Below are 25,300 nucleotides of genomic sequence, written 5' to 3' on the forward strand. Positions count from 1 at the left end.
AATCTCAGTGCGAATCACCCAGGATAAAGGCGCCGCAGCCAGCGGCGCCGTTCAACACGACGCAGCGCCGCAAGCCGGCCGCAACGATCAGGAAACTTCAGGCATGGACAAACTCGTCATCGTCGGCGGGCAGAAGCTCGCGGGGGAAGTCATCGTTTCCGGCGCGAAGAATGCCGCGCTGCCGATTTTGTGCGCCGCTCTGCTGAGCGCCGAACCCGTCCAGCTCGACAACGTGCCCGACCTCCAGGACGTGCGCACCACGCTCAAGCTGCTCAACCAGATGGGCGTGCGTACCGAACAGGATGGCGCGCGCGTGCTGCTCGACGCCTCGAACGTGAACAACCTCGTCGCGCCGTATGAACTGGTCAAGACCATGCGCGCGTCGATTCTCGTGCTCGGTCCGCTGGTGGCGCGCTTCGGCGAAGCCCGCGTGTCGCTGCCGGGCGGCTGCGCGATCGGCGCGCGTCCGGTCGATCAGCACATCAAGGGCCTGCAGGCGATGGGCGCCGAGATCTCGATCGAGCACGGTTTCATCGAAGCCCGCGCGAAGCGCCTGAAGGGCGCGCGCATCGTCACCGACATGATCACGGTCACCGGCACGGAAAACCTGCTGATGGCCGCCGTGCTGGCCGATGGCGAAACCATCATCGAAAACGCCGCGCGCGAGCCGGAAGTGGGCGACCTCGCGCACCTGCTGGTGGCGATGGGCGCGAAGATCGAAGGCATCGGTACGGATCGTCTGGTCATTCAAGGCGTCGAGAAGCTGCACGGCGCCCAGCACACCGTCATTCCCGACCGTATCGAAGCGGGCACGTTCCTGTGCGCGGTGGCGGCGACGGGCGGCGACGTGATCCTGCGCAACGTGCGCCCGAGCACGCTCGACGCGGTCACGGACAAGCTGCGCGAAGCGGGCGTGACGATCGAGGAAGGCGACGACTGGATGCGTGTGACGATGCACGAGCGCGCTCGCGCCGTGAATCTGCGCACCTCCGAATACCCGGCGTTCCCGACCGACATGCAGGCGCAGTTCATGGCGCTCAACACGATCGCGGACGGCACCTCGCAAGTGGTCGAAAACATCTTCGAAAACCGCTTCATGCACGTGCAGGAACTGAACCGTCTGGGCGCGCACATCACGACCGACGGCAAGACCGCACTGATCGCCGGCGTGGAAAAGCTCTCGGGCGCGAAGGTGATGGCCACCGATCTGCGCGCATCGGCCAGCCTCGTGATCGCCGCCATGTGCGCCGAAGGCGAAACGCTGATCGACCGCATCTATCACCTCGACCGCGGCTACGACCGCATGGAAGCCAAGCTGACGAAGCTCGGCGCGAACGTGAAGCGCATCAAGGGGAACGAGGCATGAGCACGGTTCAGACGCAACCCACGCCGGCCGCCGCTGCCGGCGCGCCGCTGACGCTCGCGCTCTCGAAGGGCCGCATCTTCGAAGAAACGATGCCGCTGCTCGCCGCGGCGGGCGTGCATGTGACCGAAGATCCGGAAACCTCGCGCAAGCTGATCCTGCCGACTACGGACCCGAACCTGCGCGTCATCATCGTGCGCGCGACCGACGTGCCCACCTACGTGGAATACGGCGCGGCCGACTTCGGCGTGGCGGGCAAGGACGTGCTCAACGAGCACGGCGGCGGCGGTCTCTATCAGCCGATCGATCTGGACATCGCGCGCTGCCGTCTGTCGGTGGCCGTGAAGAACGGCTTCGACTACGCGAACGCCGTGCGCCAGGGCGCGCGTCTGCGCGTGGCGACCAAGTACACCGAAGCCGCGCGTCAGCATTTCGCGGCCAAGGGCGTGCACGTCGACCTGATCAAGCTGTACGGTTCGATGGAACTCGCGCCGCTGGTCGGTCTCGCCGACGCGATCGTCGACCTGGTCAGCACGGGCGGCACGCTGCGCGCGAACGATCTGGTCGAAGTCGAAGAGATCATGGAGATCTCGTCGCGTCTCGTCGTGAATCAGGCTGCGCTCAAACTGAAGCGCGCCGCACTGCGGCCGTTCCTCGACGCGTTCGAACGCGCGTCGCGCGGCGAACAGGCCGCCTGACTGGCTGTTTAAGGCGTGTTCCGGCGCGAGCGTGCAGCGCTCGCGTCCCGCACGCCAAACCGCGCCTCGCGTATCTCAAAAGGCGCTGCGCGTCACCCGCGCATTACTGACACGGATGGATATCAGCATGGCTATCACGATTCGCAAACTCGACTCCAGCGCGGCAGGCTTCAAGAAGGCGCTGCACGCGGTGCTCGCGTTCGAGGCGAGCGAAGATGAGGCGATCGAGCGCTCGGTGGCGCAGATTCTGGCCGATGTGAAGTCGCGCGGCGACGCCGCCGTGCTCGAGTACACGCAGCGCTTCGACCGCCTGGACGCGAAGAGCGTCGCGGCGCTCGAATTGCCGGTCAGCGAACTCGAAGCGGCCCTCGAAAGCCTGCAGCCGAAGCAGCGCGCCGCGCTCGAAGCGGCAGCGGCGCGCGTGCGCGGCTATCACGAAAAGCAGCGTATCGAGTGCGGCTCGCATAGCTGGCAGTACACGGAATCGGACGGCACGGTGCTCGGCCAGAAGGTCACGCCGCTCGACCGCGTCGGCCTGTATGTGCCGGGCGGCAAGGCGGCGTATCCGTCGTCGGTGCTGATGAACGCGATTCCCGCGCGCGTCGCGGGCGTGCGCGAAATCATCATGGTCGTGCCGACGCCCGACGGCGTGAAGAACCCGCTGGTGCTGGCCGCCGCGCTGATCGCCGGCGTCGATCGCGTGTTCACGATCGGCGGCGCGCAGGCCGTGGCCGCGCTCGCTTACGGCACCGAAACCATTCCGCCGGTCGACAAGATCTGCGGCCCGGGCAACGCGTATGTGGCATCGGCCAAGCGCCGCGTGTTCGGCACGGTCGGCATCGACATGATCGCCGGTCCTTCGGAAATTCTCGTGATTTGCGACGGCACGACCGATCCGCGCTGGGTCGCGATGGATCTGTTCTCGCAGGCCGAGCACGACGAACTCGCGCAATCGATCCTGCTGTGCCCGGACGAAAGCTTCATCAAGCGCGTGGAAGCCGCCATCGACGAATTGCTGCCGACCATGCCGCGCTCCGAAGTGATCGCCACGTCGCTGACCAATCGCGGCGCGCTGGTGAAGGTGCGCGATATGGCCGAAGCCTGCGCGATCGCCAACGACATCGCGCCGGAACACCTGGAAATCTCGGCGCTGGAGCCGCAGAAGTGGGGCGCCGAAATCCGCCACGCGGGCGCGATCTTCCTCGGCCGCTACACCAGCGAAAGCCTGGGCGACTACTGTGCGGGGCCGAATCACGTGCTGCCTACGTCGCGTACCGCACGTTTCTCGTCGCCGTTGGGCGTCTATGATTTCATCAAGCGTTCGAGCCTGATCGAAGTCAGCGCGGAAGGCGCGCAGACGCTTGGCGAGATCGCCGCGGAACTCGCTTATGGCGAAGGTCTGCAGGCACACGCGCGCAGCGCGGAATACCGCATGAAGAACTGATGTGTCGTGCGCCGCGCGGCAAAACCGGGCGGCGCGCCTGACGACGTGCAGACGATGCCAGGAAGACCGCAGTTGCGTTTGAGTAGCGTTTGAGTAGCGACGAAGCACAGCAGCACCCACGCGCCTGAGACCAGAGCAAGGCCAGAGCTAGTTCATTCCATGGCCAACAATAACCAGGACGGCCCACGCAGCACTTGAGCCGCCCGATCCGGCTCGCCGCCATTGCACGCGCGAGCCAACCTGACATGACGACACCTCAAGACATCATCCGCTCCGACGTGCTCGCAATGACGAGCTACCCGGTGCCTGACGCGACCGGCTTCGTGAAGCTCGACGCGATGGAGAACCCGTTTTCGCTGCCCGCCGATCTGGCTGCGCGCCTGGGCGAGCATCTCGCCGGCGTGGCGCTCAACCGCTATCCGGCGCCGCGTCCCGAAGCGTTGATGGCGAAGCTCAAGGCCGCGATGCACGTGCCGGCAGAGTGCGATGTGCTGCTCGGCAACGGTTCGGATGAAATCATCAGCATGGTCACGATGGCGTGCGCAAAGCCGGGCGCCAAGGTGCTCGCGCCGGTGCCGGGCTTCGTGATGTACGCGATGTCGGCGAAATTCGCCCAGGTGGAGTTCGTCGGCGTGCCGCTGAACGCCGATTTCACGCTCGACGCGGACGCCATGGTGACGGCGATCGGCGAGCATCGGCCGGCCGTGATCTGGCTCGCGTATCCGAACAACCCGACCGGCACGCTGTTCGCCGACGCCGATATCGAACGCGTGATCGCCGCCGCAGCGGCCGCGAACGGTCTCGTGGTGATCGACGAGGCTTACCAGCCGTTTGCCGAGCGAAGCTGGATGGCGCGCGCCGGCGAGTTCGACAACGTGGTCGTCATGCGCACGATGTCCAAGCTCGGCCTCGCGGGCATCCGCCTGGGCTATCTCGCGGGCCGCGCGGCGTGGCTCAACGAAATCGACAAGGTGCGGCCGCCGTACAACATCAACGTGCTGACCCAGGCCGCCGCCGGTTTCCTGCTCGATCACCTCGACGCGCTCGATGCGCAGGCCGCCGAACTGCGCGCCGGACGTGCCGATCTGGCCGCCGAAGTGGCGAAACTGCCGGGCGCCGAAGTGTTCGAAAGCGCCGGCAATTTCCTGCTCGTGCGCGTGCCGGATGCGCCCGCTGTGTTCGATACGCTACTCACGGCGCGGGTTCTGGTCAAAAACGTGAGTAAAATGCATCCATTGCTGGCGAATTGTGTGCGCCTGACCGTCGGGACTCCCGGCGAAAACGCGCAGCTGCTCGCCGCCCTGAAGCTTGTCCTCAAGTGAACCGTCCCCACGAGTCCTGAGCGAGCGCCTCTCTAATCCCTCCTGTTACGGGCTGTTTGAAGGAATTTGCCATGCGCGTCGCGCAAGTCGTTCGCAACACCAGCGAAACGCAGATCAGCGTGAAAATCAATCTGGACGGCACCGGTGAGCAAAAGCTCAAGACCGGCGTGCCGTTTCTCGACCACATGCTCGATCAGATCGCACGACACGGTCTGATCGATCTCGAAGTCGAGGCGCATGGCGACACGCATATCGACGACCACCATACGGTGGAAGACGTCGGCATCACGCTCGGCCAGGCGGTGGCGCAGGCCATCGGCGATAAAAAGGGCATCCGCCGCTACGGCCATGCCTATGTGCCGCTCGACGAGGCGCTCTCGCGCGTGGTGGTGGACTTCTCGGGCCGTCCGGGTCTGGAGTTCCACGTGCCGTTCACGCGTGCGCGCATTGGCAGCTTCGACGTCGATCTGTCGATCGAATTCTTCCGCGGCTTCGTCAATCACGCCGGCGTGACGCTGCATATCGACAATCTGCGCGGCCTGAACGCTCACCATCAGCTGGAAACCGTATTCAAGGCCTTCGGCCGCGCGCTGCGCCAGGCCGCCGAGTTCGACGAGCGTCAGGCGGGCAAGATTCCGTCGACGAAGGGCAGCCTTTAATCAGCCAGACGCTCAGTCAACGGCGCGGCCAGTTCGCGATGTGCGATGCGTACCGCCAGGTGCGCGCATGCGCCTTGCGCAACGCCGTCATGACGGGCCTCGGACAGATTGCCAGATAGCAGGACGGACGGTCCTGAATCGAGATGACTACTTCAATTGCGATTGTGGATTATGGGATGGGCAACCTGCGTTCGGTCGCCCAGGCGCTGAAACAGGCGGCTCCCGAAGCCGACGTGCAGATCGTCGAGCGCCCGGAAGCGATCCGCGCGGCTGACCGCGTGGTGCTGCCGGGGCAGGGCGCGATGCCCGACTGCATGCGCAGCCTCGCGGAATCGGGCCTGCAGGACGCCGTGATCGAAGCCTCGCGCAGCAAGCCGCTGATGGGCGTATGCGTGGGCGAGCAGATGCTGTTCGACTGGAGCGCCGAAGGCGATACGCCGGGTCTCGGCCTGCTGCCGGGCAAAGTGGTGCGTTTCGAGCTGCAAGGCCAGTTGCAGGACGACGGCTCGCGCTTCAAGGTGCCGCAGATGGGCTGGAACCGTGTGCGCCAGTCGCGCGCGCATGCGCTCTGGGACGGCGTGCCGGACGACAGCTACTTCTACTTCGTGCACAGCTACTACGTGGTGCCCGCCGATGCGGCGCACACCGTTGGCGAAACGCCGTACGGCGCTGCCTTTACCTCGGCGGTGGCGCGGGATAACATCTTCGCCACCCAATTCCACCCGGAGAAGAGCGCCGCAGCCGGTCTGCGCGTGTATCGCAACTTCGTCCACTGGAACCCGTAAGTCCCTGGCGGCCGCGCCGACTGGTATCGGCAAGGCCGTCGAAAGAGTTGTACTAAACTAGCGAAACGGCGTCGGATCGGGTCTTTTTTCCGCCGATGCCTGCTGATTCCAACCCCTTCCAGATATCACCCGTTAGCTATGCTGCTGATTCCGGCCATCGATCTCAAAGACGGTCACTGTGTACGCCTGAAACAAGGCGATATGGACCAGGCGACTATTTTCTCCGAGGAACCGGCGGCCATGGCCCGACATTGGGTCGAGCGCGGCGCACGCCGTCTGCACCTCGTCGACCTGAATGGCGCCTTCGCGGGCAAGCCGAAGAACGAAGACGCGATCCGCGAAATCATTCGCGAAGTCGGCGACAAGATTCCCGTCCAGCTGGGCGGCGGTATCCGTGACCTCGACACGATCGAGCGTTACCTCGACGACGGTCTCTCTTACGTCATCATCGGCACGGCTGCGGTGAAGAACCCGGGCTTCCTCCAGGAAGCGTGCACGGCGTTCGGGGGCCACATCATCGTCGGCCTGGACGCGAAGGACGGCAAGGTTGCCACCGACGGCTGGAGCAAGCTCACCGGCCACGAAGTCGTGGATCTCGCGCGCAAGTTCGAGGACTACGGCGCCGAATCGATCATCTACACCGACATCGGCCGCGACGGCATGCTGCAAGGCATCAACATCGAAGCGACGGTGCGCCTCGCGCGCGCGGTGAAGATTCCGGTGATCGCGAGCGGCGGCCTGTCGAACCTCGCCGATATCGACGCGCTGTGCGAAGTTGAAGACGAAGGCGTCGAAGGCGTGATCTGCGGCCGTGCGATCTACTCGGGCGACCTCGATTTCGCGGCGGCGCAAACGCGCGCGGACAGCCTGCGCGAATCCGACGACGCGTAAGCGTCGCGCACATGGCCTCCGTCACTGGAGGCCTTTTGCTTTCTGGCGGCCGCGCATGGTGGACGCTACGCGCGAATTTCGCGACAAGCAGCTCGCTGCCGTGTCTGGCAGACCGCACCGATAGACAATCACCGACCGGCATCATCGGCAAGATCATGGCTCTACCCAAACGCATCATCCCCTGTCTCGACGTGACCGCCGGACGGGTCGTCAAGGGCGTCAATTTCGTCGAGCTGCGCGACGCGGGCGACCCCGTCGAAATCGCGCGCCGCTATGACGAGCAGGGCGCGGACGAACTCACCTTCCTCGACATCACCGCGACCTCCGACGGGCGCGATCTGATCCTGCCGATCATCGAAGCGGTGGCCTCGCAGGTCTTCATTCCGCTGACGGTCGGCGGCGGCGTGCGCGCCGTCACCGATGTGCGCCGCCTGCTCAACGCGGGCGCGGACAAGATCGGCATGAACTCGTCGGCGGTGGCAAACCCGCAACTCGTGCGCGATGCGGCGGACAAGTACGGCTCGCAGTGCATCGTCGTGGCGATCGACGCCAAGCGTACCTCGGCGCCCGGCGAACCGGCGCGCTGGGAAGTGTTCACGCACGGCGGGCGCAAGGCCACGGGCCTCGACGCCGTCGAGTGGGCGCGCAAGATGGCCGAATTCGGCGCGGGCGAAATCCTGCTGACCAGCATGGACCGCGACGGCACCAAGAGCGGCTTCGACCTCGACCTCACGCGCGCCGTCTCGGACGCAGTGCCGGTGCCCGTGATCGCCTCGGGCGGCGTGGGCGGGCTGCAGGATCTGGCCGATGGCGTCGTCAAGGGCCACGCCGATGCGGTGCTGGCGGCGAGCATCTTCCACTACGGCCAGCACACCGTCGGCGAAGCGAAGCGCTTCATGGCCGATCAGGGCATTTCGGTGAGGATGTAAGGCGATGACCAACACTTCCAGTGAAAACGCGGGCTGGCTCGACAAGGTCAACTGGGACGCCAACGGCCTCGTGCCGGTGATCGCCCAGGAAGCCACGACCGGCGACGTGCTGATGTTCGCGTGGATGAACCGCGAAGCGCTCGCCAAAACGGTCGAAACGCGCCGCGCGGTGTACTTCTCGCGCTCGCGCCAGCGCCTGTGGTTCAAGGGCGAGGAATCGGGCCACGTGCAGCACGTGAGCGAGATCCGTCTGGATTGCGACGAAGACGTCGTGCTGCTCAAGATCGAGCAGGTGTCCGGCATCGCGTGCCATACGGGCCGCCACTCGTGCTTTTTCCAGCAATTCGAAGGCACCGTCGACGAAGGCCGCTGGGTCGCCGTCGATCCCGTGCTGAAAGACCCCGAACACATCTACAAATGACGCAACTGAACACTAACGACACGCTGCTGCGCCTCGCAGCCGTGATCGACAGCCGCAAGGGCGGCGACCCGGATTCCTCCTACGTGGCGCGCCTGTTCCACAAGGGCGACGACGCGGTGCTCAAGAAGGTCGGCGAAGAAGCCACCGAAGTCGTGCTGGCCGCGAAGGACGTGCGCCAGGGCGGCGCGCCGAAGGCGCTGGTCGGCGAAATGGCCGATCTGTGGTTCCATTGCCTCGTCACGCTGTCGCACTTCGACCTGAGCCCCGCCGACGTGCTGGCCGAGCTGGAACGCCGCGAAGGCCTGTCGGGACTGGAAGAGAAGGCACTGCGCAAGAGCCGCGAGCGCGAGGAAAGCGGCGAGTAATCTGGCGCTGCTTTGTCGTTGCTGCGTCGTTGCTGCGTGATCGCTTCGTTGCGGGATCGCCGCGCAGGCAACCGGTTTCGAGTAGGCTTGTCGAAAGCATCGAGGCCCGTCCACTCCGGACGGGCGTCTGTCGACAGGAGACACCACGCATGTCCACGTCCGGCGGTTATCCGCCTCCCGCCTTGCGCGATTCGCTCGATGCGGATCGTCTGCGCAGCCTGCGCACCCTCACGCACGTGCTTTACGGCCTGTACGCGTTTTACTGGCTAACGGGCGGCGTGACCGTGCTGGTGGCGATCATCATCAACTACCTCAAGCGCGACGAAGCCGCCGGCACGCCGTACGAGCGGCATTTCACCTGGCAGATCCGCACTTTCTGGTACGGGCTGGCGGGACACCTGATCGGCATTGCGCTGTTCGTCGTGGTGATCGGCATTCCAATTCTGTGGGCTGTCGCAATCTGGACGTTGTACCGTATCATCAAAGGCTGGCTGTATCTGCACGACAACAAGCCGCTGGCCGATCCGCGCGCGTGGTTTTGATCCCGCGCCGGGCGCCCGCCTGGGAGCCTCATGAGTCACGACCGCAGCACCTGTCTTTTTTGCAAGATCGCCGACGGCCTGATCCCGAGCACGCGCGTCTATGAAGACGACGAGTTCGTCGCGTTTCGCGACATCCGGCCCGCCGCGCAGACCCACGTGCTGGTGATCCCGCGCGAACATATCTCGACCCTCGCCGATTGCGGTGAAAACGAGGCTCCGCTGCTTGGTAGAATGTTCGTGCTGGTGGCGCGGCTCGCCAGGGATCTGGGCGTGTCGTACACCGGCGGCGATACCGGTTTTCGCACCGTAGTGAATACGGGTCCGGGCGGCGGTCAGGAGGTGTATCACCTGCACGCGCATCTGCTGGCGGGGCCGCGTCCGTGGCAGCGCATGGGCTGAACGCCCGGCACGCTCACAGGCGATTCTGAAAAGGCGGCTGAAAGAGGGCAGAATGCCACGCAGCCGAAATACCTTAAAGGCAACATTCCAGACGTGAAGCGCGTTCGTGCGCCAACGTTTTCTCGCTGTGCATGACGCATGGCGTCGGGGTTAAGGAGAGTTTTGATCATGGGTTCGTTGAGCATCTGGCACTGGCTGATCGTGTTGTTGATCGTGGCGCTTGTCTTCGGGACGAAGAAACTGCGCAATATCGGCAGCGATCTGGGCGGTGCGGTGAAGGGCTTCAAGGAAGGCATGCGCGACGGCGAAGAGTCGGGCGCGGATGCGCAAAAGCGCGAATTGCCCAAGACTGGCGACACGGTCGACGTCGACGCCAAGGACAAGACGCCGCGTTCGAACGACTTCCGTTAATCGCGGTTTTGTCGTTTCCCGCTTGTTCTCGCGTGATTCCCGCGTGTTCCTGTTTGTTTCGCTCCAAGGCTGACGGAAAGCTCCATTCATGCTCGATCTGGGTCTAACCAAGATGGCGCTGATCGGCGTCGTCGCGCTGGTCGTTCTCGGACCGGAGCGGCTGCCGCGCGTCGCACGCACGGCGGGCGCCCTGTTCGGCCGCGCGCAGCGCTACATCAACGACGTCAAGGCGGAAGTCACGCGTGAGATCGAACTGGACGAACTGCGCCGCATGAAGGGCGAGTTCGAACAGGCTGCGCAGAACGTCGAGAAAAACGTTCACGAGAATCTGCGCAAGCACGAAACCGATCTGAACGACGCCTGGAATCAGGGCACCAGCGTTTCGCCCAGCATCGCGGGCGGCGCCGATCCCGCCGATGCTTCCGTGGCTTCGCTCGAAGGCGCGGCATTCAATAGCGCCAGCATCGCCGATGGTTCCAGCGCTAGCGCATGGCGCTCCGGCAACGCCGGCGCCGTCACCGCCAAACGCAAGAACTGGCGCGTCAAGCAAAGCGCGGCGCCGGTCTGGTACAAGCGCGCGACGCTGCGGCGCACGCGCGTGCAGTCGGGCGCCGCGCGCGTCGCGCAGCACACGCCGGCCAGCCTGCGCCGTCCGGTGCGTTTCTTCTGACGTGCCAATGCCCCATTCGAGTTTGAACTTGTCCATCTCCAACCCCCGAGGGCCGGTGTGAGCGACCCCCAACAAAAACAGGACGAGGGCACTGAAGAGACCTTCATCTCGCACCTCGTCGAATTGCGCGACCGCATCATGCGCGCGGGCATTGCCGTGATCGTGGTGTTCGTCGGTCTCGTCTACTGGGCGCCGGATATCTTCAAGCTGCTGGCGCGCCCGCTCATGAACAACTTGCCGAAGGACGGCAAGATGATCGTCACCGACGTCACCGGCTCGTTCTTCGTGCCGATGAAAGTGACGATGCTCGTCGCCTTCGTGATCGCGCTGCCGGTCGTGCTCTACCAGATCTGGGCGTTCGTGGCGCCCGGTCTCTATCAGCACGAGAAGAAGCTGGTCGCGCCGCTGGTGGCGAGCAGCTACACGCTGTTCCTGTGCGGCATGGCCTTCGCGTACTTCGTGGTGTTTCCGACCATCTTCCGCGTGATGGCGCACTACAACGCGCCGCTGGGCGCGGAAATGACCACCGATATCGACAATTACCTGAGCTTCGTGCTGACGATGTTCATCGCGTTCGGCGTGACTTTCGAGGTGCCGATCGTCGTTGTGATTCTCGTGCGCATGGGCCTCGTGACGGTCAAGAAGCTCAAGGAAGTGCGGCCGTATGTGATCGTCGGCGCGTTTATCATCGCGGCCGTCGTGACGCCGCCTGACGTGTTCTCGCAACTGATCCTCGCGCTGCCGCTGATCGTGCTGTACGAACTGGGCATCATCGCTGCGCGGATCTTTATCGGCACCGGCGAGAAAGCGCCGGACGAGAGCGAAGCGACCAGCTGACCGGCACGCCCGGATCGACAAGGAAAAAAGCCCGCGAACAGCGCTGTTCGCGGGCTTTTGTCTTATTGCGTTTGCCGATGAGGGCGGCGGTCTCAACCGCCGTCGTCTTCGCCTTCGCCGTCTTCGTTGGCGGGCTGTTTGGGCGGCGGCGGGCGCTTGCCGATCGTCACGTCGAGGTCCATGTCCTTGTTCTTGCGTACGAGGTGGACCTTGGCGTCGGTGCCCGGTTTGATCTGCGCGATCACGTTCAGGAGGCGCGTGGTGTCGGTGATTTCCTCGCCGTTGACGGACAGCAGGATGTCGCCCGGCTTGATGCCGGCCTTGTCCGCCGGGCCGCCTTGCAGCACGCCCGCGACGATCGCGCCCGACTTCTGGTTGATGCCGAACGATTCGGCGATTTCGGGCGTGAGATCCTGCGGTTCGACGCCGATCCAGCCGCGCGTGACCGAACCCGTCGTGATGATGCTTTCCAGCACGCTGCGCGCCGTGGACACCGGAATCGCGAAGCCGATACCCAGCGAGCCGCCCGAGCGCGAGTAGATGGCGGTATTGATGCCGAGCAGGTTGCCGTTCACGTCGACGAGCGCGCCGCCCGAGTTGCCGGGGTTGATCGGCGCATCGGTCTGGATGAAGTTCTCGAAGGTATTGATGCCGAGGTGATTGCGCCCGAGCGCGCTGATGATGCCCATCGTCACCGTCTGGCCCACGCCGAACGGATTGCCGATGGCGAGCACGACGTCGCCCACGCGGGTCTGATCCATGCGGCCGAGCGTGATGGTCGGCAGGTTCGGCAGGTTGATCTTGAGCACCGCGAGGTCGGTTTCCGGGTCGATGCCGATCACCTTCGCATTGGTGGTGCGGCCATCGGACAGGGCGATTTCGATCTGATCCGCGCCGTCGATCACGTGCTGGTTCGTTAGAATGTAACCGTCCGGACTCACAATGACGCCCGAGCCGAGATTCGCCGCAGGCTGTTCCTGCTGCTTGTTGTTCTTGTTGCGATCGCCGAAGAAGTAGCGGAATAGCGGGTCGTTCTGGCGCGGATCGGGCGGCAGCGAGCCATCCTTGCTCGAGAACACGTTGACGACCGCGGGCATCGCCTTCTGGGCGGCATCCGCGTAGGAGCCCTGGGCGGAACCGCCGCCGATGCCCGGCGCTACCTCGCGTAGCGCGACGATCGGCTCGGCGAGCTGCTTGCCGAATTGCCCCTGGTGCTGAAGCCATTGCGGCTTGAGCGTCGCGATGATGAACATCAACGCCAGCAGGACCGTCACCGCCTGGGCGAAGAACAGCCAAAAGCGTCTAAGCATCTGAAGATTAGAGGATTATATGGATCGGATCGAACTGGAATTGTATCTGAACAATCTTCTGGAAACCGCGCGGTTCAAGGACTACTGCCCCAATGGCCTGCAGGTGGAAGGCCGGCGGCGCGTGGAGAAGATCGCCACCGGTGTGACCGCTTCGCTGGCTTTTCTCGAAGCCGCACTGGAATGGGGCGCGGACGCCGTCCTCGTTCACCACGGTTATTTCTGGAAGAACGAAGCGCCGCAGATCACGGGCCGCAAATATCAGCGCCTGAAGACGTTGCTCGCCAACGACCTTAACCTGTTTGCGTATCACCTGCCGCTGGATTGCCACCCGGAACTGGGCAATAACGCGCAGTTGGGCGCGAAATTCGGCTGGAATGGCGAACAACGCTTTGGCGAGCAGAACCTTGGCTGGATGGCCACGCTGCCCATGCCGATCACGCTCGCGCACTTTACCGCCGAGGTCGAACAGACGCTCGGCCGCACGCCGCTCGTGCTGGGCGACCCGGACTGGCAGATTCGCCGCGTGGCGTGGTGCACGGGCGCTGCGCAAAGCCTGTTCGATTCCGCCATCGACGCGGGCGCCGATGTCTTCCTCACCGGCGAGATCTCCGAGCAGACCACCCACACGGCCGCCGAAAGCGGCGTGGCGTTCCTCGCGGCCGGTCATCATGCGACCGAGCGCTTCGGCGTGCAGGCCGTGGGCACGCATCTCTCCGAAGCCTTCGACATCGAGCATCTGTTCATCGATATTCATAACCCGGTCTGAGCATCGGGTCCGATGCGGGTTTTAGATTCATCGCGCATAAAAATCGCTTCGCCCGGTCCTTCGTGGCGAAGCGCATTGCGTTTATGTATTCGCCGGGCATTTACAAAAGCAAAAGAAAATGGCCCCGTTTCTTCGGGGAAAACCCCGAGATATCAAGGACTTCGGGCGCTTTCTGGTAACCGCCCCTTGTAAATGGCAACTCCATTCGAGCACACTAGCGTTCGGCAGCACCGCGGGTAAGCAACGGCGTGACGGAAAAATCCAACTCAGAAGTGGGGCGATGTGATGCGAGACAAAGATAATGACCGCGTCGATGGCAGCCGCCGTACCTGGCTGATTGCGACGTCCGTAGCAAGTGGCATAGGAGGCGTTGCCACAGTCGTACCGTTCGTAGGCTCGTTTGCACCATCCGAAAAAGCCCGCGCCGCTGGCGCGCCCGTCGAAGTCGACATCACCGGGCTCGAACCCGGCTCGATGATGACCGTGGCCTGGCGCGGCAAGCCCGTGTGGATTCTCAACCGCACCGACCGCATGATGGCCGACGTCAAGAAGGCCGATCCCGAACTGGCGGACCCGAATTCCGAGCATCCGTTTTCCATGCCGATGCCCGAGTACTGCCAGAACGAATTCCGCTCGCGTCCCGAGCACAAGAACATCCTCGTGGCCGTCGCCGTGTGCACCCATCTGGGCTGTACGCCGACGGCGCGTTTCCAGGAAGGCCCGCAGCCCAACCTGCCCGACGACTGGCCAGGCGGCTTCCTGTGCCCGTGCCACGGCTCCACCTACGATCTTTCCGGCCGCGTGTTCAAGAACAAGCCCGCGCCGCAGAACCTCGACATCCCGCGCTACATGTTCGCGTCGGCGACGACGATCGTGATCGGCAAGGACGAAAAAGGAGAAGCGTGATGGCGACGGGAACCGACAAGGAAGTGGTGGAGGCGTCCGAAGCATCCGGTCTGCAGGGCTGGATCGACAAACGCTTTCCGATGACCGCGACGTGGAAAGCCCACGTCTCCGAGTACTACGCGCCGAAGAACTTCAACTTCTGGTACTTCTTCGGCTCGCTCGCGCTGCTGGTGCTGGTGAACCAGATCGTCACCGGCATTTTCCTCACCATGAACTACAAGCCCGATTCGACGCTCGCGTTCGCATCGGTCGAGTACATCATGCGCGAGGTGCCGTGGGGCTGGCTGATCCGCTACATGCACTCCACGGGCGCGTCGATGTTCTTCGTGGTCGTGTATCTGCACATGTTCCGCGGGCTGCTTTACGGCTCGTACCGCAAGCCGCGCGAACTGGTGTGGATCTTCGGCTGCGCGATCTTCCTGTGCCTGATGGCCGAGGCCTTCTTCGGCTATCTGCTGCCGTGGGGGCAGATGTCGTTCTGGGGCGCGCAGGTGATCGTGAATCTCTTTTCGGCGATTCCCTTCATCGGCCCGGATCTGTCGCTGTGGATTCGCGGCGACTACGTGGTCTCCGATGTCACGCTCAACCGCTTCTTCGCGTTCCACGTGATCGCGATTCCGCTCGTGCTGGTCGGGCTGGTGGTGGCGCATATCGTCGCACTGCACGAAGTGGGGTCGAACAACCCGGACGGCATCGAGATCAAGGAGAAAAAGGACGCGAACGGTATTCCGCTCGACGGCATTCCGTTCCATCCCTATTACTCGGTGCACGACTTCATGGGCGTGTGCATCTTCCTGATGATCTTCGCGGCGATCGTGTTCTTCGCGCCGGAAATGGGCGGCTACTTCCTTGAAGCGAATAACTTCGTGCCCGCCAATCCGTTGCAGACGCCGCCGGAAATCGCGCCGGTCTGGTACTTCACGGCCTTCTACGCGATGCTGCGCGCGACCACCGATCCGTTCAAGATCGTGCTGATGATCGTGATCGGGCTGCTCGGCCTGTTCGCCATCGTGCGGGCGCGCGGCAAGTGGCGCGCGGGCCTGCCGGCGCTGGCGGTGCTGGTGATTCTGGCGATGGCCTTCACCGAGTCGAAGTTCTGGGGCGTGGTGGTGATGGGCACAGCGGTGATTTCGCTGTTCTTCCTGCCGTGGCTCGATCGCGCGCCGGTGAAGTCGATCCGCTACCGGCCGCTGTTCCACAAGGTTTTCCTCGGCATCTTCGTGCTCGCCTTCCTGACGCTGGCGTTTCTCGGCACTAAACCGCCTTCGCCGGCGGCCACGCTGATCGCCCAGTTCTGCGCGCTCGTCTACTTCGCGTTTTTCCTCGGCATGCCGTTCTGGACGCCGCTTGGCACCTTCAAGCAGCCGCCCGAACGCGTGCGGTTCAAGCCCCATTAATCTGCGAGCGAGGAAGACATGATGATGAAATTGTTCTTTTCGACGCTCGCCCGGGCGAGCGTCCGGATGGGCCTGACGGTGGCTTGCGCGCTGTCGCTTGGGGTCGGATCTGTGGCGGCTCAGGAAAACATTCCGCTCGACCGCGCACCCGATAACGGCGAAAATCTTGCTTCGCTGCAACACGGCGCGCAATTGTTTGTAAACTATTGCCTGAATTGCCACAGTGCGAATCTGATGCGCTATAGCCGGTTGCAGGATCTCGGCATTCCGCAAAAGCAGATCGAAGATAATCTGTTGTTCACGACGGACAAGGTCGGCAACACGATGTCGGTCGCGATGCGCCCGGACGACGCCAAGTCGTGGTTCGGCGTGCCGCCGCCGGACCTCTCCGTGGAGGCGCGCGCAAAAGGGCGCGACTGGCTGTACACGTATCTGCGCAGCTTCTATCGCGACGACACGCGCCCGACCGGCTGGAACAACATGGTGTTCGAGAACGTGAGCATGCCGCACGTGCTCTGGCAGTTGCAGGGCGTGCGCACGGCGAAGTTCGAAGACACGGTGGATGAAGAAACGGGGGAAAAGGTCCGCCGGTTTGTGGGGTACCAACAGGTCACGCCAGGGAAGCTTTCGCCGGTAGATTATGATTCTGCCGTGGCCGACCTGGTTGCGTACCTCGGCTGGATGTCCGAACCGGAGCAGCGCACCCGCAAGCAGCTTGGCGTCTGGGTGCTTCTGTTTCTCGGCGTCCTGAGCTTTTTCGCGTGGCGATTGAACGCTGCGTACTGGAAAGATATCAAATAGGCACGTCCTGACCGACGTGGGGCCGGTATGACGACACACCGCCTGACAGTCTAGCGACCGTCGGGCGGTGTTTTCGCCCGCTGGCCTTTTGGGTTTATTGAGGAAATGTAAATCATGATGGTTCTGTACTCCGGCACTACCTGCCCGTTCTCCCAGCGCTGCCGGCTGGTGTTGTTCGAAAAGGGCATGGACTTCGAAATCCGCGACGTCGACCTGTTCAATAAACCGGAAGACATCGCAGTGATGAATCCGTATGGTCAGGTGCCGATTCTGGTCGAGCGCGACCTGATTCTGTACGAGTCGAACATCATCAACGAGTATATCGACGAGCGCTTCCCGCATCCGCAACTGATGCCGGCCGACCCGGTCCAGCGCGCCCGCGCGCGCCTGTTCCTGCTCAACTTCGAGAAGGAACTGTTCGTGCACGTGAGCACGCTCGAAAACGAGAAGGGCAAGGCCGCCGAGAAGAACCACGAGAAGGCACGTCTGGCGATCCGCGACCGCCTCACGCAGCTCGCGCCGATCTTCCTGAAGAACAAGTACATGCTGGGCGAAGAGTTCTCGATGCTCGACGTCGCGATCGCGCCGCTGCTGTGGCGTCTGGATCACTATGGCATCGAACTGTCGAAGAACGCCGCGCCGCTGATGAAGTACGCCGAGCGCATCTTCAGCCGTCCGGCCTATATCGAAGCGCTGACGCCGTCGGAAAAGGTGATGCGCCGCTAAGCGGTCACTGTTGCAACAGGAGGCGCGGGTGCCGGCGCGATTCACTGCCGGCGCGCGCTGCCTCTTCTGAGGATTGTTGATGCAAGAGATTTCCACCAAGCCGTATCTGCTGCGTGCGCTGTACGAATGGTGCACGGACAACGGCTTCACGCCGCATATCGCGGTGCGGGTCGACAACCGCACGCGCGTGCCGCGCCAGTTCGTGCGCGACGGCGAGATCGTGCTGAACATCAGCTTCGACGCGACCAGCCAGCTGCAGATGGGCAACGAGATGATCGAGTTTCACGCTCGCTTCTCGGGCAAGTCGCACAAGATCGAAGTGCCGGTGTCGAATGTGCTGGCGATCTACGCGCGCGAGAACGGCCAGGGTATGGCGTTCCCGGTCGAAGCGCCCGCTGGCGACGCCGACGACGTGCTGCCGTCCGCGCAGGACGAGCACGAAGATGTGCCCGCTTCGGCAGTCGAAGCGGCGCCGCAGGAGGCCAGCAGCAGCGATGAGGCCGCATCCGCAGCAGAAAAAGCCGACGATGGTGCAGCAAAGGGCGGTAAGGGTCACCTCAAGATCGTGAAATGAAGTAGAATCACGGGCTACGCCGGCTTAGCTCATCTGGTAGAGCAGTTGATTTGTAATCATCAGGTGGCGGGTTCGAGTCCTGCAGCCGGCACCAAACATCGCGAAAAGGGTTACAGCTAAAAGCTGTAACCCTTTTTTCGTTTTGGCCTGTTTGTCTTTTTGCCTTCGTTTCAGGCGCGGCTGTTTGCGGGCTGCTCGATCAACGCGATTTCATCGGCGTTCAGTCCGTACGCTGCGTAAAGCATGCGGTCGATGTGGCGGGCGAGCGTTTCGCTTTTTACGTGTTCGCCGATCTGTGCCAAACGCATCACTTCATCGACTTGCCTGGCGATGCTCGCGCGCACGTTGGCGTCGTGAGGCACCGGCAGCGCATCGATCATCGCCTTCGTGAACGCCACGCCGCCGTTGTAGCTCGACGCTCCGAAACGCGAGCGTGTGACGAAGGCCGCGAGCGGGCAGTTCAGCACGGCGGCCGCAAATTTCAGCAGGTCTTCGTCGGCCGAACGCAGGATTAGCGTGGTCTTGCCGGGCACGGTATCGCCGTTCAGATCGAGTGTGGCGTGCAACAGCGTGAGGCCTTTCACGATGATCTTTTTCGCCGCGGCTTTGCTGCGATAGCCGTTTGCGAAAGCCGCTTCGAAGTCCGCGCGCGCGACAACCGGCTGCGCGTAGCGGCGGCCCAGATACGTCATCGGTTTGCTGGCCCAGCGCGAGACGTAGCGGCCTAGCGTGCCCGTGTTCACCACGCGATAGTGCTGTGAGGCGTCGAAGTCTGCGCTGGATTCCACCAGCAAAGGCGCAAGCCGATACGCGTCGCCGGTCGCGCAGGCGTTCTCGCAACTGAGCAACGTGCCGAGCGTCGGATGCGCGCGCGCGAGCCGCTGCACAAACGCGTAGTGCGCGCAGAGCAGGGCGTCGAGCGTCCACGGCGCTTCGATTTCGCATTTGTTCACTGTCGCGAGCATTTGAAGCGTTGCGTTTTCCAGGCGAGCCGTTGCGATCGTTTCGCTACCGGCTTTGCGATAGACCGTCACGATCGAATCGACCAGCGCACGCTCGAACACATCGCGGCCCAGCGCGACGATGCGCTCGATTTTGTCGAGATGGCGCGCGCGAAACGCCTCGCCGAAGGGCCGCGCGAGCCATTTGTCCGGGGTGAGATATGCCATCGCGCCGTGCGGCGCCATGAGTGCGACGCCCAGTTCCATGAACGGAATGTAGAGATCCCAGTTGCCGCGCGCGCCCGGCCAGCGTTGCGCGAGCGTTTCGCGCAGCGGCTTCTGGCCGGCGTTGATCATGCGTTCGGAGTCGATATACGGCGGGTTCGCGATGACCGCGTCGAAGCCCGCGAAGCGTCCCTGCGCATCGCACGCCGAGGGGAAGGCGCGGTGCCAGGCGAAGTCGCCGGGCGTGCGGGTTTCGTCGGCGAAACTGGCGAGTACGGCGTTGCCGTGTTTGAGATTGGCGGCGAGGTCCGGCAGTGCGGGAAACTGGCCTTCGCCATCGTAGGTGGCATGGGCGAGCAGTTCGAATGTCAGGCGCAGTCGTGCGAGCTGGAGCGCGTGCGCGTCGATATCCACACCGAACAGATTCTGCTCGACGATGGCGCGTTTTTCGCGATAGAGCGCGGCGTCATTTTCCGCGCGCAGGCCGAGCTTCGTCTGGATATCGATTAGCGAATCGAGTGCGGAAACCAGCAGATGCCCGGTGCCGACAGCCGGGTCGCAAATGCGCAGTCCGCTGAGGATCGCGCGCGCTTCGGTGCGGTCCGAAATTTGTTCGGATAGCTGATCGAGCGACGTACAGTGCCAGTTTTTATGGCGATTGAAGCGGCCCAATACGGCACGTGTGAGTGCTTCTTCGGTGAGCAGTTTTGCCACGTTTTCGGGCGTATACCAGGCGCCGTTTCGATACCCGTTGAGCCGCTCGAAAATCAGCCCGAGCGCGGCGGTTTCGCCGTGAAATTCGAAGGCAGCGAAAAAATCGAGCAGATCGCCGATGGGATGCGGCGCCAGCGCGGCGTCGAATGCGGCGAGATCGGCGGAATCGAACAGGGTGGTTGCGAAACGCGGCAGGTGAGGAGAGTGACGCGCAACGTCATCGCCTCGCTCGCCACCGAAGAGTTCGCGGCACAACGCCGTAAGCTCACCGAACGTAGCGATCCGGCTGCTGTTCAGGAAGGCATAAGACGGGTCGTGCGCGTGCAGCGTCAGCAGGCGCGCTTCGAGCAGCTTGAGCAACACGAGGCGGCCGATCCATTCGATGCAAAGCCGCAGCGCGGCGTCGATTGCCGGATCATCGACTGTGCGCTCACGCGCTTCGATGTGCGTGGTCGCGTGTTCGATCAGCGCGTTTGCCTGCCGCTCGCCCGGCGCGTGCCGCACGACGATCGCCGCGCCGCGCTCAATCCGCTCCTGCACGCCCACGATATGCAGCAGTGCCGCATAAAAATCCGCGTCGAGCCCCGCGCGGGACGTGCATGCATTGCGTATGCCTTGCTTGCGCGCGGGTGCGTGGCGCGTCGTCGGATTCGTCTCTGACATATTCTGTTGATGGCGCCATTGCGCGGATTGGCGGTCATTTTACTGGCGAGTGCGCGGCGAATCTGCCTGGCCGTTCGGCTTATGCCATTCGGCTGAGTCGACGTCCGCGCCAGGCTGCGCGATGATGCGCACATGCCTGCACCTGGCCGCAACAGCCGGCCATGACCGTGCTCTGCTATAAGATGGCGCCGCATCGCAGGCGCGCCGTCGCGGCGAGCCTTTTAAGCATCGAGCGTTACGTATCAAGCATCCAGACCTTATGACCGACTTTCCCACCTTGAGCTGGCCCGACACGGACGGCCCGCGCACCGTCCGCTGGCGTTCGGAGGCGGGCGTGCCCGCGCCGAAGCGCGTGGTCGTCGCCGACGATCGCACGACGGCCGACGCCGCCTACCGTCTCGCCTGCGAGGGCACTGCACTGCTGTGGCGCGGCGACTACCAGAACGCGCGGCAACTGCTGCAGGCGATGGCGCGCCGCGCCGAGCGCAAGCCGCGCAAGGGCGAGCCGAAGGCGCCCGCCACGCCGCTCGAGGCGTTTCACCTGCATCGCCAGGCGCAGGCGCAACGTGCGCGCACGCTCGGCATGGTGCTGCTGCCGCTCGAAGGCGATTATTCGATCGCGCTGCGCCGCGCACCCGACGTCAAGCTGGCCTGCGAAGAGGCGTGGGGCGCGCCGGACGGCGCGCCGTCCGCTGTATCGCTGCGCGAAGTGCTCGGCCTGATCGGCGCGCACGAGTGGCGCAGGAAAGGCGTGCCGATTCCCGCGCTCGGCGGGGCACACGTGCATCCTTACTACGGCGTGTTTTCGCCGGTGCGCGGCGAATATCTCGATCTGATTGCGCGTGTGCCGTTGCCGGCTGCCGCGGTCGAAAAAGCGTTCGACATCGGCACGGGTACGGGCGTGATCTCCGCCGTGCTCGCGCAGCGCGGCGTGAAGCACATCGTCGCCACGGATCAGGACACGCGCGCGCTGGCATGCGCGCGCGAGAACCTGGACATGCTCGGCGTGGGCAAGCAGGTCGAGGTGATGGAAGCCGATCTGTTTCCGCCCGGCCGTGCGCCGCTCGTGGTCTGCAATCCGCCGTGGGTGCCGGCGCGGCCCGCGTCGCCCATCGAGTATGCGGTGTTCGATCCCGATAGCCGCATGCTGCGCGGTTTCCTCGGCGGGCTTAAGGATCATCTGGAGCCGGGCGGCGAAGGCTGGCTGATCCTGTCCGATTTCGCGGAGCATCTGGGCCTGCGCACGCGCGACGAACTGCTGGATATGATCGGGCAAGCGGGTCTGGACGTGGCGGGGCGCGAGGATATCCGTCCGCGCCATCCCAAGGCGAGCGATCCCAACGATCCGCTTCATCGCGCACGCGCGGCCGAAATCACATCGCTGTGGCGACTGAAGGTGCGCAGCGCCTGAATGTGTGAACGCTTGGGCGGAGGAAAGCGCAAACGCCGCCGTGTGGAACGGCGGCGCGAAGAAAGGTGAGCGGTATAAGCGCACGGACCGACCTCGGAATCGGGAGTGCGCTTTGTCCTTCTAAACGGCGGGCGTGGCGCCCGCCGGTCACTCATCGATGCTCAGCCCGCATCAACCGGGATAAGCCTCGTCCACACGCAAACCGGCGAGCTTGAAAATCACCCGCAGCGTTTGTGGCTTGATGTCCCGCCGCGCGGCCAATGCGGACATCACGAAATCGAGCACTTTGGCGTACTTCAGCAGGATCAGACAGGCTTCCAGATCCGAAGCGCCATCGCGCATATCTTCGGCTAGCCGCAGCATCTCGACCGAGATGTCGCGTGCCATTTCCAGTTCCAGTTGTTGCTTTTCCGTCCACTCGGGTACCTCTACGAGCCTGGCCAGCATTTCCTGGAATTTTTGCTCAGCGTTACCGTCGGGTATTGTGTTCATTGCATGCCCCATGCAAGGTCGCGCAGCACCGTGCGCTCGTGCGCAAGCGGAATCTGCGTCGTACCTGATTTATCGCGCCCGGCCAACCCGGTGCGATCTCCCATGCGCGCTTTCCCGATACTTTGCCGGTCGGTCGCGCCCCAAAAACGGTCCTTTCTGAACATCGGCGCGCGCAGTCGTACCGCCTGGCGACGGCGTGCCGTGTCTCTTTTAATCAACCCCTCCCTGCCGTCCGGACGTGGGTCAGCGTGCCGGACGCTCCAACTATCAGATGAATGGCTCGCTCGGGCTGGCGGCCTCTTCCTGCTTTTTCCGTAAAATGACAGATATATTTGCGTCGTTCCGTCGCCTGCCGCACGTTTCCCGGCAAAAGACCCTTTTCTTTTTAAGCCGCCCCGATGTCCAGTAAGACTTACGAAATCCGTCCTAACCAGTCGATCGAGCTTCTCAAGGAGCTCCATATCCTCACGCGTGACGGAAAGATGAACCAGGACAGCCGCCGCAAGCTGAAGCAGGTCTATCACCTGTTCCAGTTCATCGAGCCGCTGCTCAAAGACGTCAAGCAGGATGGCCGCGACGTGACGCTTGTCGATCATGGTGCGGGCAAGTCCTACCTTGGTTTTATTCTCTACGATCTCTTTTTCAAGGAACTGCGCGACAAGTCGCATATCTTCGGCATTGAGACGCGCGATGAACTCGTTCAGCGGTCTCGCGAACTCGCGCAGCGACTTGGCTTCGAGGGGATGTCGTTTTTGAATCTCTCGGTCGCCGATTCGATCACGTCGAAGGCGCTGCCCGAGACGGTCGATATCGTGACGGCGTTGCACGCCTGCGATACCGCCACCGACGACGCGCTGCATTTCGCGCTCAGGAAGAAGGCGCGCCATATCGTCGTGGTGCCGTGCTGTCAGGCGGAAGTGGCGGGCGTGTTGCGGCGGAACAAGGGCAAGTCGCTCGGCCAGGCGCTCACGGAAATCTGGCGCCATCCGCTGCATACGCGCGAGTTCGGCAGCCAGATCACCAATGTGCTGCGCTGCCTGCAACTGGAAGCGCACGGCTACCAGGTGAGCGTGACCGAGCTGGTGGGCTGGGAGCACTCGATGAAGAACGAGCTGATCATCGCCCAGTACAAGAACCTGCCGCGTCGCCGGCCGACCGAGCGGCTCAACGAAATCCTCGATACCTTCGGGCTGGCGGAGTTGCGCGAACGCTTCTTCTCCGATGAAGGCGAGGCCGCGGCAGAAGCGGGCTAAACGTAGCCCGCTTTAAACGCGAATAGTGATGCGCGTGTAGCGCTGGCGTCAGTCTTCGCCGCGCTTCGCCATCCATTCGCGCCAGCCGTCCAGACCCAGACGGCGCAGCGTTTCCTGATTGCGCTCGTAGATGTCGGCGGCGTCCGGGAAGGCATCCACGGCGCGCTCGATGCTGTCTTCGCGCAGCAGATGCAGGATCGGGTACGGCGCGCGGTTCGTGTAGTTTTCGATATCGTCGGGACCCGTGCCCTCGAACTGATATTGCGGATGGAAGCTGGCGATCTGCAGCGTGCCGTCCAGACGCAACTGGCCAAGCAGCAGATCGGCGAAATGCAGTGCGTCGTTGTATTCGAGGAAGTCGGCCAGTGCGTGCGGCACGATCAGCAGCGTCGTGTCGATTTCGGCAGGGTCCGTATCGGCGAGCGTGCGCAGTTCGGTTTCGAGATCGGTTAGTACACCTTCCAGATCGGTCGCCTCGCTGATCGCGTAGCGGATCTGGCCCTTCACGTGGACGCTTTTCGCAAACGGGCAGAGATTCAGGCCGATGACGGCGCGCGTGAGCCAGTGGCGCGTGGCGTCGATGATGTCGCCGTGATCGGGCGAGGGGGAAGCGGCGGTATCGTTCATGGCCGCGATTCTACTCGCGGGTGCTCGCGCGGTTACGCGGCGAGATCAATCGTCCTGCCGCACGCCGCCTCGATCAGCAGCTTCGCTACGCGCGGCGCGGCGAGGATCGGTCCGCAGCCGGGGCCGTAGGTCTGGCTCGCGGCATAGACGCCTTCGACCAACAGCGCCAGTTCGTCCGCAAGCGATGCCGGGTCGCCCGCCTGGGCTGCGCGCGCCATCTCGTTCAGGCGCGCCATCAGCTGGGTTTTATTGTCGATGACGCTGCGGCGCGCCGGATGCTCGACGTCGGGAAACTCGGCGGCGACGTTCACGAACGGGCAGCCGCGATACTCGGGCGTCGATGCGCGCTGCGCCAGATCCACGAAACACTGCAACAACTGCTTCGCGGCGTCGCCGGGATGTTTGGCGACGCTCGCCTCGAAGCGCTCGAAGAAACGCACATCGCAGCGCTTCAGATACGCCACCACCAGATCGTCTTTCGACGAAAACTGCCGGTACAGGCTCATCTTGTTCACGCCCGCGCGCTCGACCACGGCTTCCACGCCGACGGCGCGCACGCCCTCCTGATAGAACAGTTCGTCCGCGGCAAGCAGCAGTTGCTCCTGCGCGCGCGGGCCGGCCGTCTGTGTGCGGGCGGTCGTGCTCGAAGCAGTGGTGGCGGAATCGGGGCGCTTGGCCATGGCGGGCATCTCGTCATCAGGGTTACGCTTGACATGTTACCGAGCGGTCACTACTATCGCAACACACTTGTGACCGAT

General features: G+C 63.6%; 28 protein-coding genes and 1 tRNA gene. 24 read left to right on the top strand and 5 right to left on the bottom strand.

The genetic code is table 11. From position 1 onward, the window contains the following. The first annotated feature begins 103 nt into the window (after positions 1–103). The 15 genes from murA (at position 104) to tatC (ending at position 11,736) form a co-directional block, all read left to right on the top strand. Positions 104–1,366: a UDP-N-acetylglucosamine 1-carboxyvinyltransferase gene (gene murA, locus G3N59_RS33590; RefSeq protein WP_205987146.1), complete on the top strand. Its 1,263-nt coding sequence runs from the start codon at positions 104–106 to the stop codon at positions 1,364–1,366. After that, positions 1,363–2,061 carry an ATP phosphoribosyltransferase gene (gene hisG / locus G3N59_RS33595; protein ID WP_205987147.1) on the top strand — a complete coding sequence of 233 codons (699 nt, stop codon included), beginning with the start codon at positions 1,363–1,365 and terminating at the stop codon, positions 2,059–2,061. The genes murA and hisG overlap by 4 nt, the downstream gene beginning before the upstream one ends. Before the next feature lie 127 nt (positions 2,062–2,188). Beyond that, positions 2,189–3,505, top strand: coding sequence for a histidinol dehydrogenase (hisD, locus tag G3N59_RS33600; RefSeq protein WP_205987148.1), 1,317 nt, complete (start codon positions 2,189–2,191; stop codon positions 3,503–3,505). Between the two features lie 245 nt (positions 3,506–3,750). After that, positions 3,751–4,827, top strand: a complete 1,077-nt coding sequence (gene hisC / locus G3N59_RS33605; protein ID WP_205987149.1) for a histidinol-phosphate transaminase — start codon at positions 3,751–3,753, stop codon at positions 4,825–4,827. A gap of 71 nt (positions 4,828–4,898) precedes the next feature. Beyond that, positions 4,899–5,486 carry an imidazoleglycerol-phosphate dehydratase HisB gene (hisB, locus tag G3N59_RS33610; protein ID WP_027819289.1) on the top strand — a complete coding sequence of 196 codons (588 nt, stop codon included), beginning with the start codon at positions 4,899–4,901 and terminating at the stop codon, positions 5,484–5,486. A gap of 143 nt (positions 5,487–5,629) precedes the next feature. Then, a complete protein-coding gene (gene hisH / locus G3N59_RS33615; RefSeq protein WP_205987150.1) occupies positions 5,630–6,271 on the top strand; it encodes an imidazole glycerol phosphate synthase subunit HisH in 642 nt (213 codons plus the stop codon). A 138-nt stretch (positions 6,272–6,409) separates the two neighbouring features. Beyond that, positions 6,410–7,162, top strand: coding sequence for a 1-(5-phosphoribosyl)-5-[(5-phosphoribosylamino)methylideneamino]imidazole-4-carboxamide isomerase (gene hisA, locus G3N59_RS33620; RefSeq protein ID WP_205987151.1), 753 nt, complete (start codon positions 6,410–6,412; stop codon positions 7,160–7,162). 155 nt (positions 7,163–7,317) lie between these two features. Continuing rightward, a complete protein-coding gene (hisF, locus tag G3N59_RS33625) occupies positions 7,318–8,091 on the top strand; it encodes an imidazole glycerol phosphate synthase subunit HisF (protein ID WP_205987152.1) in 774 nt (257 codons plus the stop codon). A gap of 4 nt (positions 8,092–8,095) precedes the next feature. After that, positions 8,096–8,512 (top strand): phosphoribosyl-AMP cyclohydrolase, encoded by a 417-nt coding sequence (hisI, locus tag G3N59_RS33630; protein WP_205987153.1) that lies wholly within the window; start codon positions 8,096–8,098, stop codon positions 8,510–8,512. Next, positions 8,509–8,877 carry a phosphoribosyl-ATP diphosphatase gene (locus G3N59_RS33635; protein WP_027819284.1) on the top strand — a complete coding sequence of 123 codons (369 nt, stop codon included), beginning with the start codon at positions 8,509–8,511 and terminating at the stop codon, positions 8,875–8,877. Before hisI ends, G3N59_RS33635 begins: the two co-directional genes overlap by 4 nt. A 149-nt stretch (positions 8,878–9,026) precedes the next feature. After that, complete coding sequence (locus G3N59_RS33640; RefSeq protein ID WP_205987154.1) at positions 9,027–9,419, top strand: hypothetical protein; 393 nt, start codon at positions 9,027–9,029, stop codon at positions 9,417–9,419. A gap of 30 nt (positions 9,420–9,449) precedes the next feature. Then, complete coding sequence (locus tag G3N59_RS33645) at positions 9,450–9,818, top strand: histidine triad nucleotide-binding protein (RefSeq protein ID WP_205987155.1); 369 nt, start codon at positions 9,450–9,452, stop codon at positions 9,816–9,818. A gap of 168 nt (positions 9,819–9,986) precedes the next feature. Continuing rightward, on the top strand, positions 9,987–10,229 hold the full coding sequence (gene tatA / locus G3N59_RS33650) for a Sec-independent protein translocase subunit TatA (RefSeq protein ID WP_205987156.1): 243 nt from the start codon (positions 9,987–9,989) through the stop codon (positions 10,227–10,229). An 88-nt stretch (positions 10,230–10,317) separates the two neighbouring features. Next, entirely contained in the window at positions 10,318–10,899 is a 582-nt protein-coding gene (tatB, locus tag G3N59_RS33655) for a Sec-independent protein translocase protein TatB (RefSeq protein ID WP_205987157.1), read from the top strand. 57 nt (positions 10,900–10,956) lie between these two features. Next, positions 10,957–11,736: a twin-arginine translocase subunit TatC gene (gene tatC, locus G3N59_RS33660; protein ID WP_205987158.1), complete on the top strand. Its 780-nt coding sequence runs from the start codon at positions 10,957–10,959 to the stop codon at positions 11,734–11,736. A gap of 92 nt (positions 11,737–11,828) precedes the next feature. Here the strand turns inward: tatC and G3N59_RS33665 are convergent, their stop codons facing one another. After that, positions 11,829–13,046 carry a Do family serine endopeptidase gene (locus G3N59_RS33665; protein ID WP_205987159.1) on the bottom strand — a complete coding sequence of 406 codons (1,218 nt, stop codon included), beginning with the start codon at positions 13,044–13,046 and terminating at the stop codon, positions 11,829–11,831. A gap of 19 nt (positions 13,047–13,065) precedes the next feature. Between G3N59_RS33665 and G3N59_RS33670 the strand changes: the two genes are divergently transcribed. The 7 genes from G3N59_RS33670 (at position 13,066) to G3N59_RS33700 (ending at position 18,310) form a co-directional block, all read left to right on the top strand. Next, on the top strand, positions 13,066–13,812 hold the full coding sequence (locus tag G3N59_RS33670) for a Nif3-like dinuclear metal center hexameric protein (protein ID WP_205987160.1): 747 nt from the start codon (positions 13,066–13,068) through the stop codon (positions 13,810–13,812). Positions 13,813–14,097: 285 nt separating this feature from the next. After that, a complete protein-coding gene (gene petA, locus G3N59_RS33675) occupies positions 14,098–14,718 on the top strand; it encodes a ubiquinol-cytochrome c reductase iron-sulfur subunit (protein WP_205987161.1) in 621 nt (206 codons plus the stop codon). Beyond that, positions 14,718–16,115, top strand: coding sequence for a cytochrome bc complex cytochrome b subunit (locus tag G3N59_RS33680; protein ID WP_205987162.1), 1,398 nt, complete (start codon positions 14,718–14,720; stop codon positions 16,113–16,115). The genes petA and G3N59_RS33680 overlap by 1 nt, the downstream gene beginning before the upstream one ends. A gap of 24 nt (positions 16,116–16,139) precedes the next feature. Beyond that, complete coding sequence (locus tag G3N59_RS33685) at positions 16,140–16,916, top strand: cytochrome c1 (RefSeq protein WP_205987176.1); 777 nt, start codon at positions 16,140–16,142, stop codon at positions 16,914–16,916. Positions 16,917–17,030: 114 nt separating this feature from the next. Continuing rightward, on the top strand, positions 17,031–17,642 hold the full coding sequence (locus G3N59_RS33690) for a glutathione S-transferase N-terminal domain-containing protein (protein WP_027797364.1): 612 nt from the start codon (positions 17,031–17,033) through the stop codon (positions 17,640–17,642). A 79-nt stretch (positions 17,643–17,721) separates the two neighbouring features. Beyond that, on the top strand, positions 17,722–18,216 hold the full coding sequence (locus tag G3N59_RS33695; protein WP_205987163.1) for a ClpXP protease specificity-enhancing factor: 495 nt from the start codon (positions 17,722–17,724) through the stop codon (positions 18,214–18,216). An 18-nt stretch (positions 18,217–18,234) separates the two neighbouring features. Beyond that, positions 18,235–18,310, top strand: a tRNA-Thr gene (locus G3N59_RS33700). 76 nt (positions 18,311–18,386) lie between these two features. Here G3N59_RS33700 and G3N59_RS33705 read toward each other — a convergent pair. Continuing rightward, positions 18,387–20,759: a DNA methyltransferase gene (locus tag G3N59_RS33705; RefSeq protein ID WP_205987164.1), complete on the bottom strand. Its 2,373-nt coding sequence runs from the start codon at positions 20,757–20,759 to the stop codon at positions 18,387–18,389. Positions 20,760–21,018: 259 nt separating this feature from the next. Between G3N59_RS33705 and G3N59_RS33710 the strand changes: the two genes are divergently transcribed. Continuing rightward, complete coding sequence (locus G3N59_RS33710; protein ID WP_205987165.1) at positions 21,019–22,170, top strand: class I SAM-dependent methyltransferase; 1,152 nt, start codon at positions 21,019–21,021, stop codon at positions 22,168–22,170. 171 nt (positions 22,171–22,341) lie between these two features. Here G3N59_RS33710 and G3N59_RS33715 read toward each other — a convergent pair whose 3' ends face one another. Continuing rightward, positions 22,342–22,662: a DNA-binding protein gene (locus G3N59_RS33715; protein ID WP_205987166.1), complete on the bottom strand. Its 321-nt coding sequence runs from the start codon at positions 22,660–22,662 to the stop codon at positions 22,342–22,344. Between the two features lie 398 nt (positions 22,663–23,060). On the opposite strand from G3N59_RS33715, the gene G3N59_RS33720 reads away from it, so the two are divergent. After that, entirely contained in the window at positions 23,061–23,915 is an 855-nt protein-coding gene (locus G3N59_RS33720; RefSeq protein WP_205987167.1) for an SAM-dependent methyltransferase, read from the top strand. A 48-nt stretch (positions 23,916–23,963) separates the two neighbouring features. Here the strand turns inward: G3N59_RS33720 and G3N59_RS33725 are convergent, their stop codons facing one another. Both G3N59_RS33725 and G3N59_RS33730 read right to left on the bottom strand, forming a co-directional pair. Then, complete coding sequence (locus G3N59_RS33725; protein ID WP_205987168.1) at positions 23,964–24,542, bottom strand: DUF1415 domain-containing protein; 579 nt, start codon at positions 24,540–24,542, stop codon at positions 23,964–23,966. Between the two features lie 32 nt (positions 24,543–24,574). Beyond that, positions 24,575–25,222, bottom strand: a complete 648-nt coding sequence (locus G3N59_RS33730; RefSeq protein ID WP_241024719.1) for a TetR/AcrR family transcriptional regulator — start codon at positions 25,220–25,222, stop codon at positions 24,575–24,577. Between the last annotated feature and the right edge of the window lie 78 nt (positions 25,223–25,300).

Origin of the sequence: Paraburkholderia sp. Ac-20340, assembly GCF_017104965.1 — a bacterium.
In the GTDB taxonomy this organism is placed as follows: domain Bacteria; phylum Pseudomonadota; class Gammaproteobacteria; order Burkholderiales; family Burkholderiaceae; genus Paraburkholderia.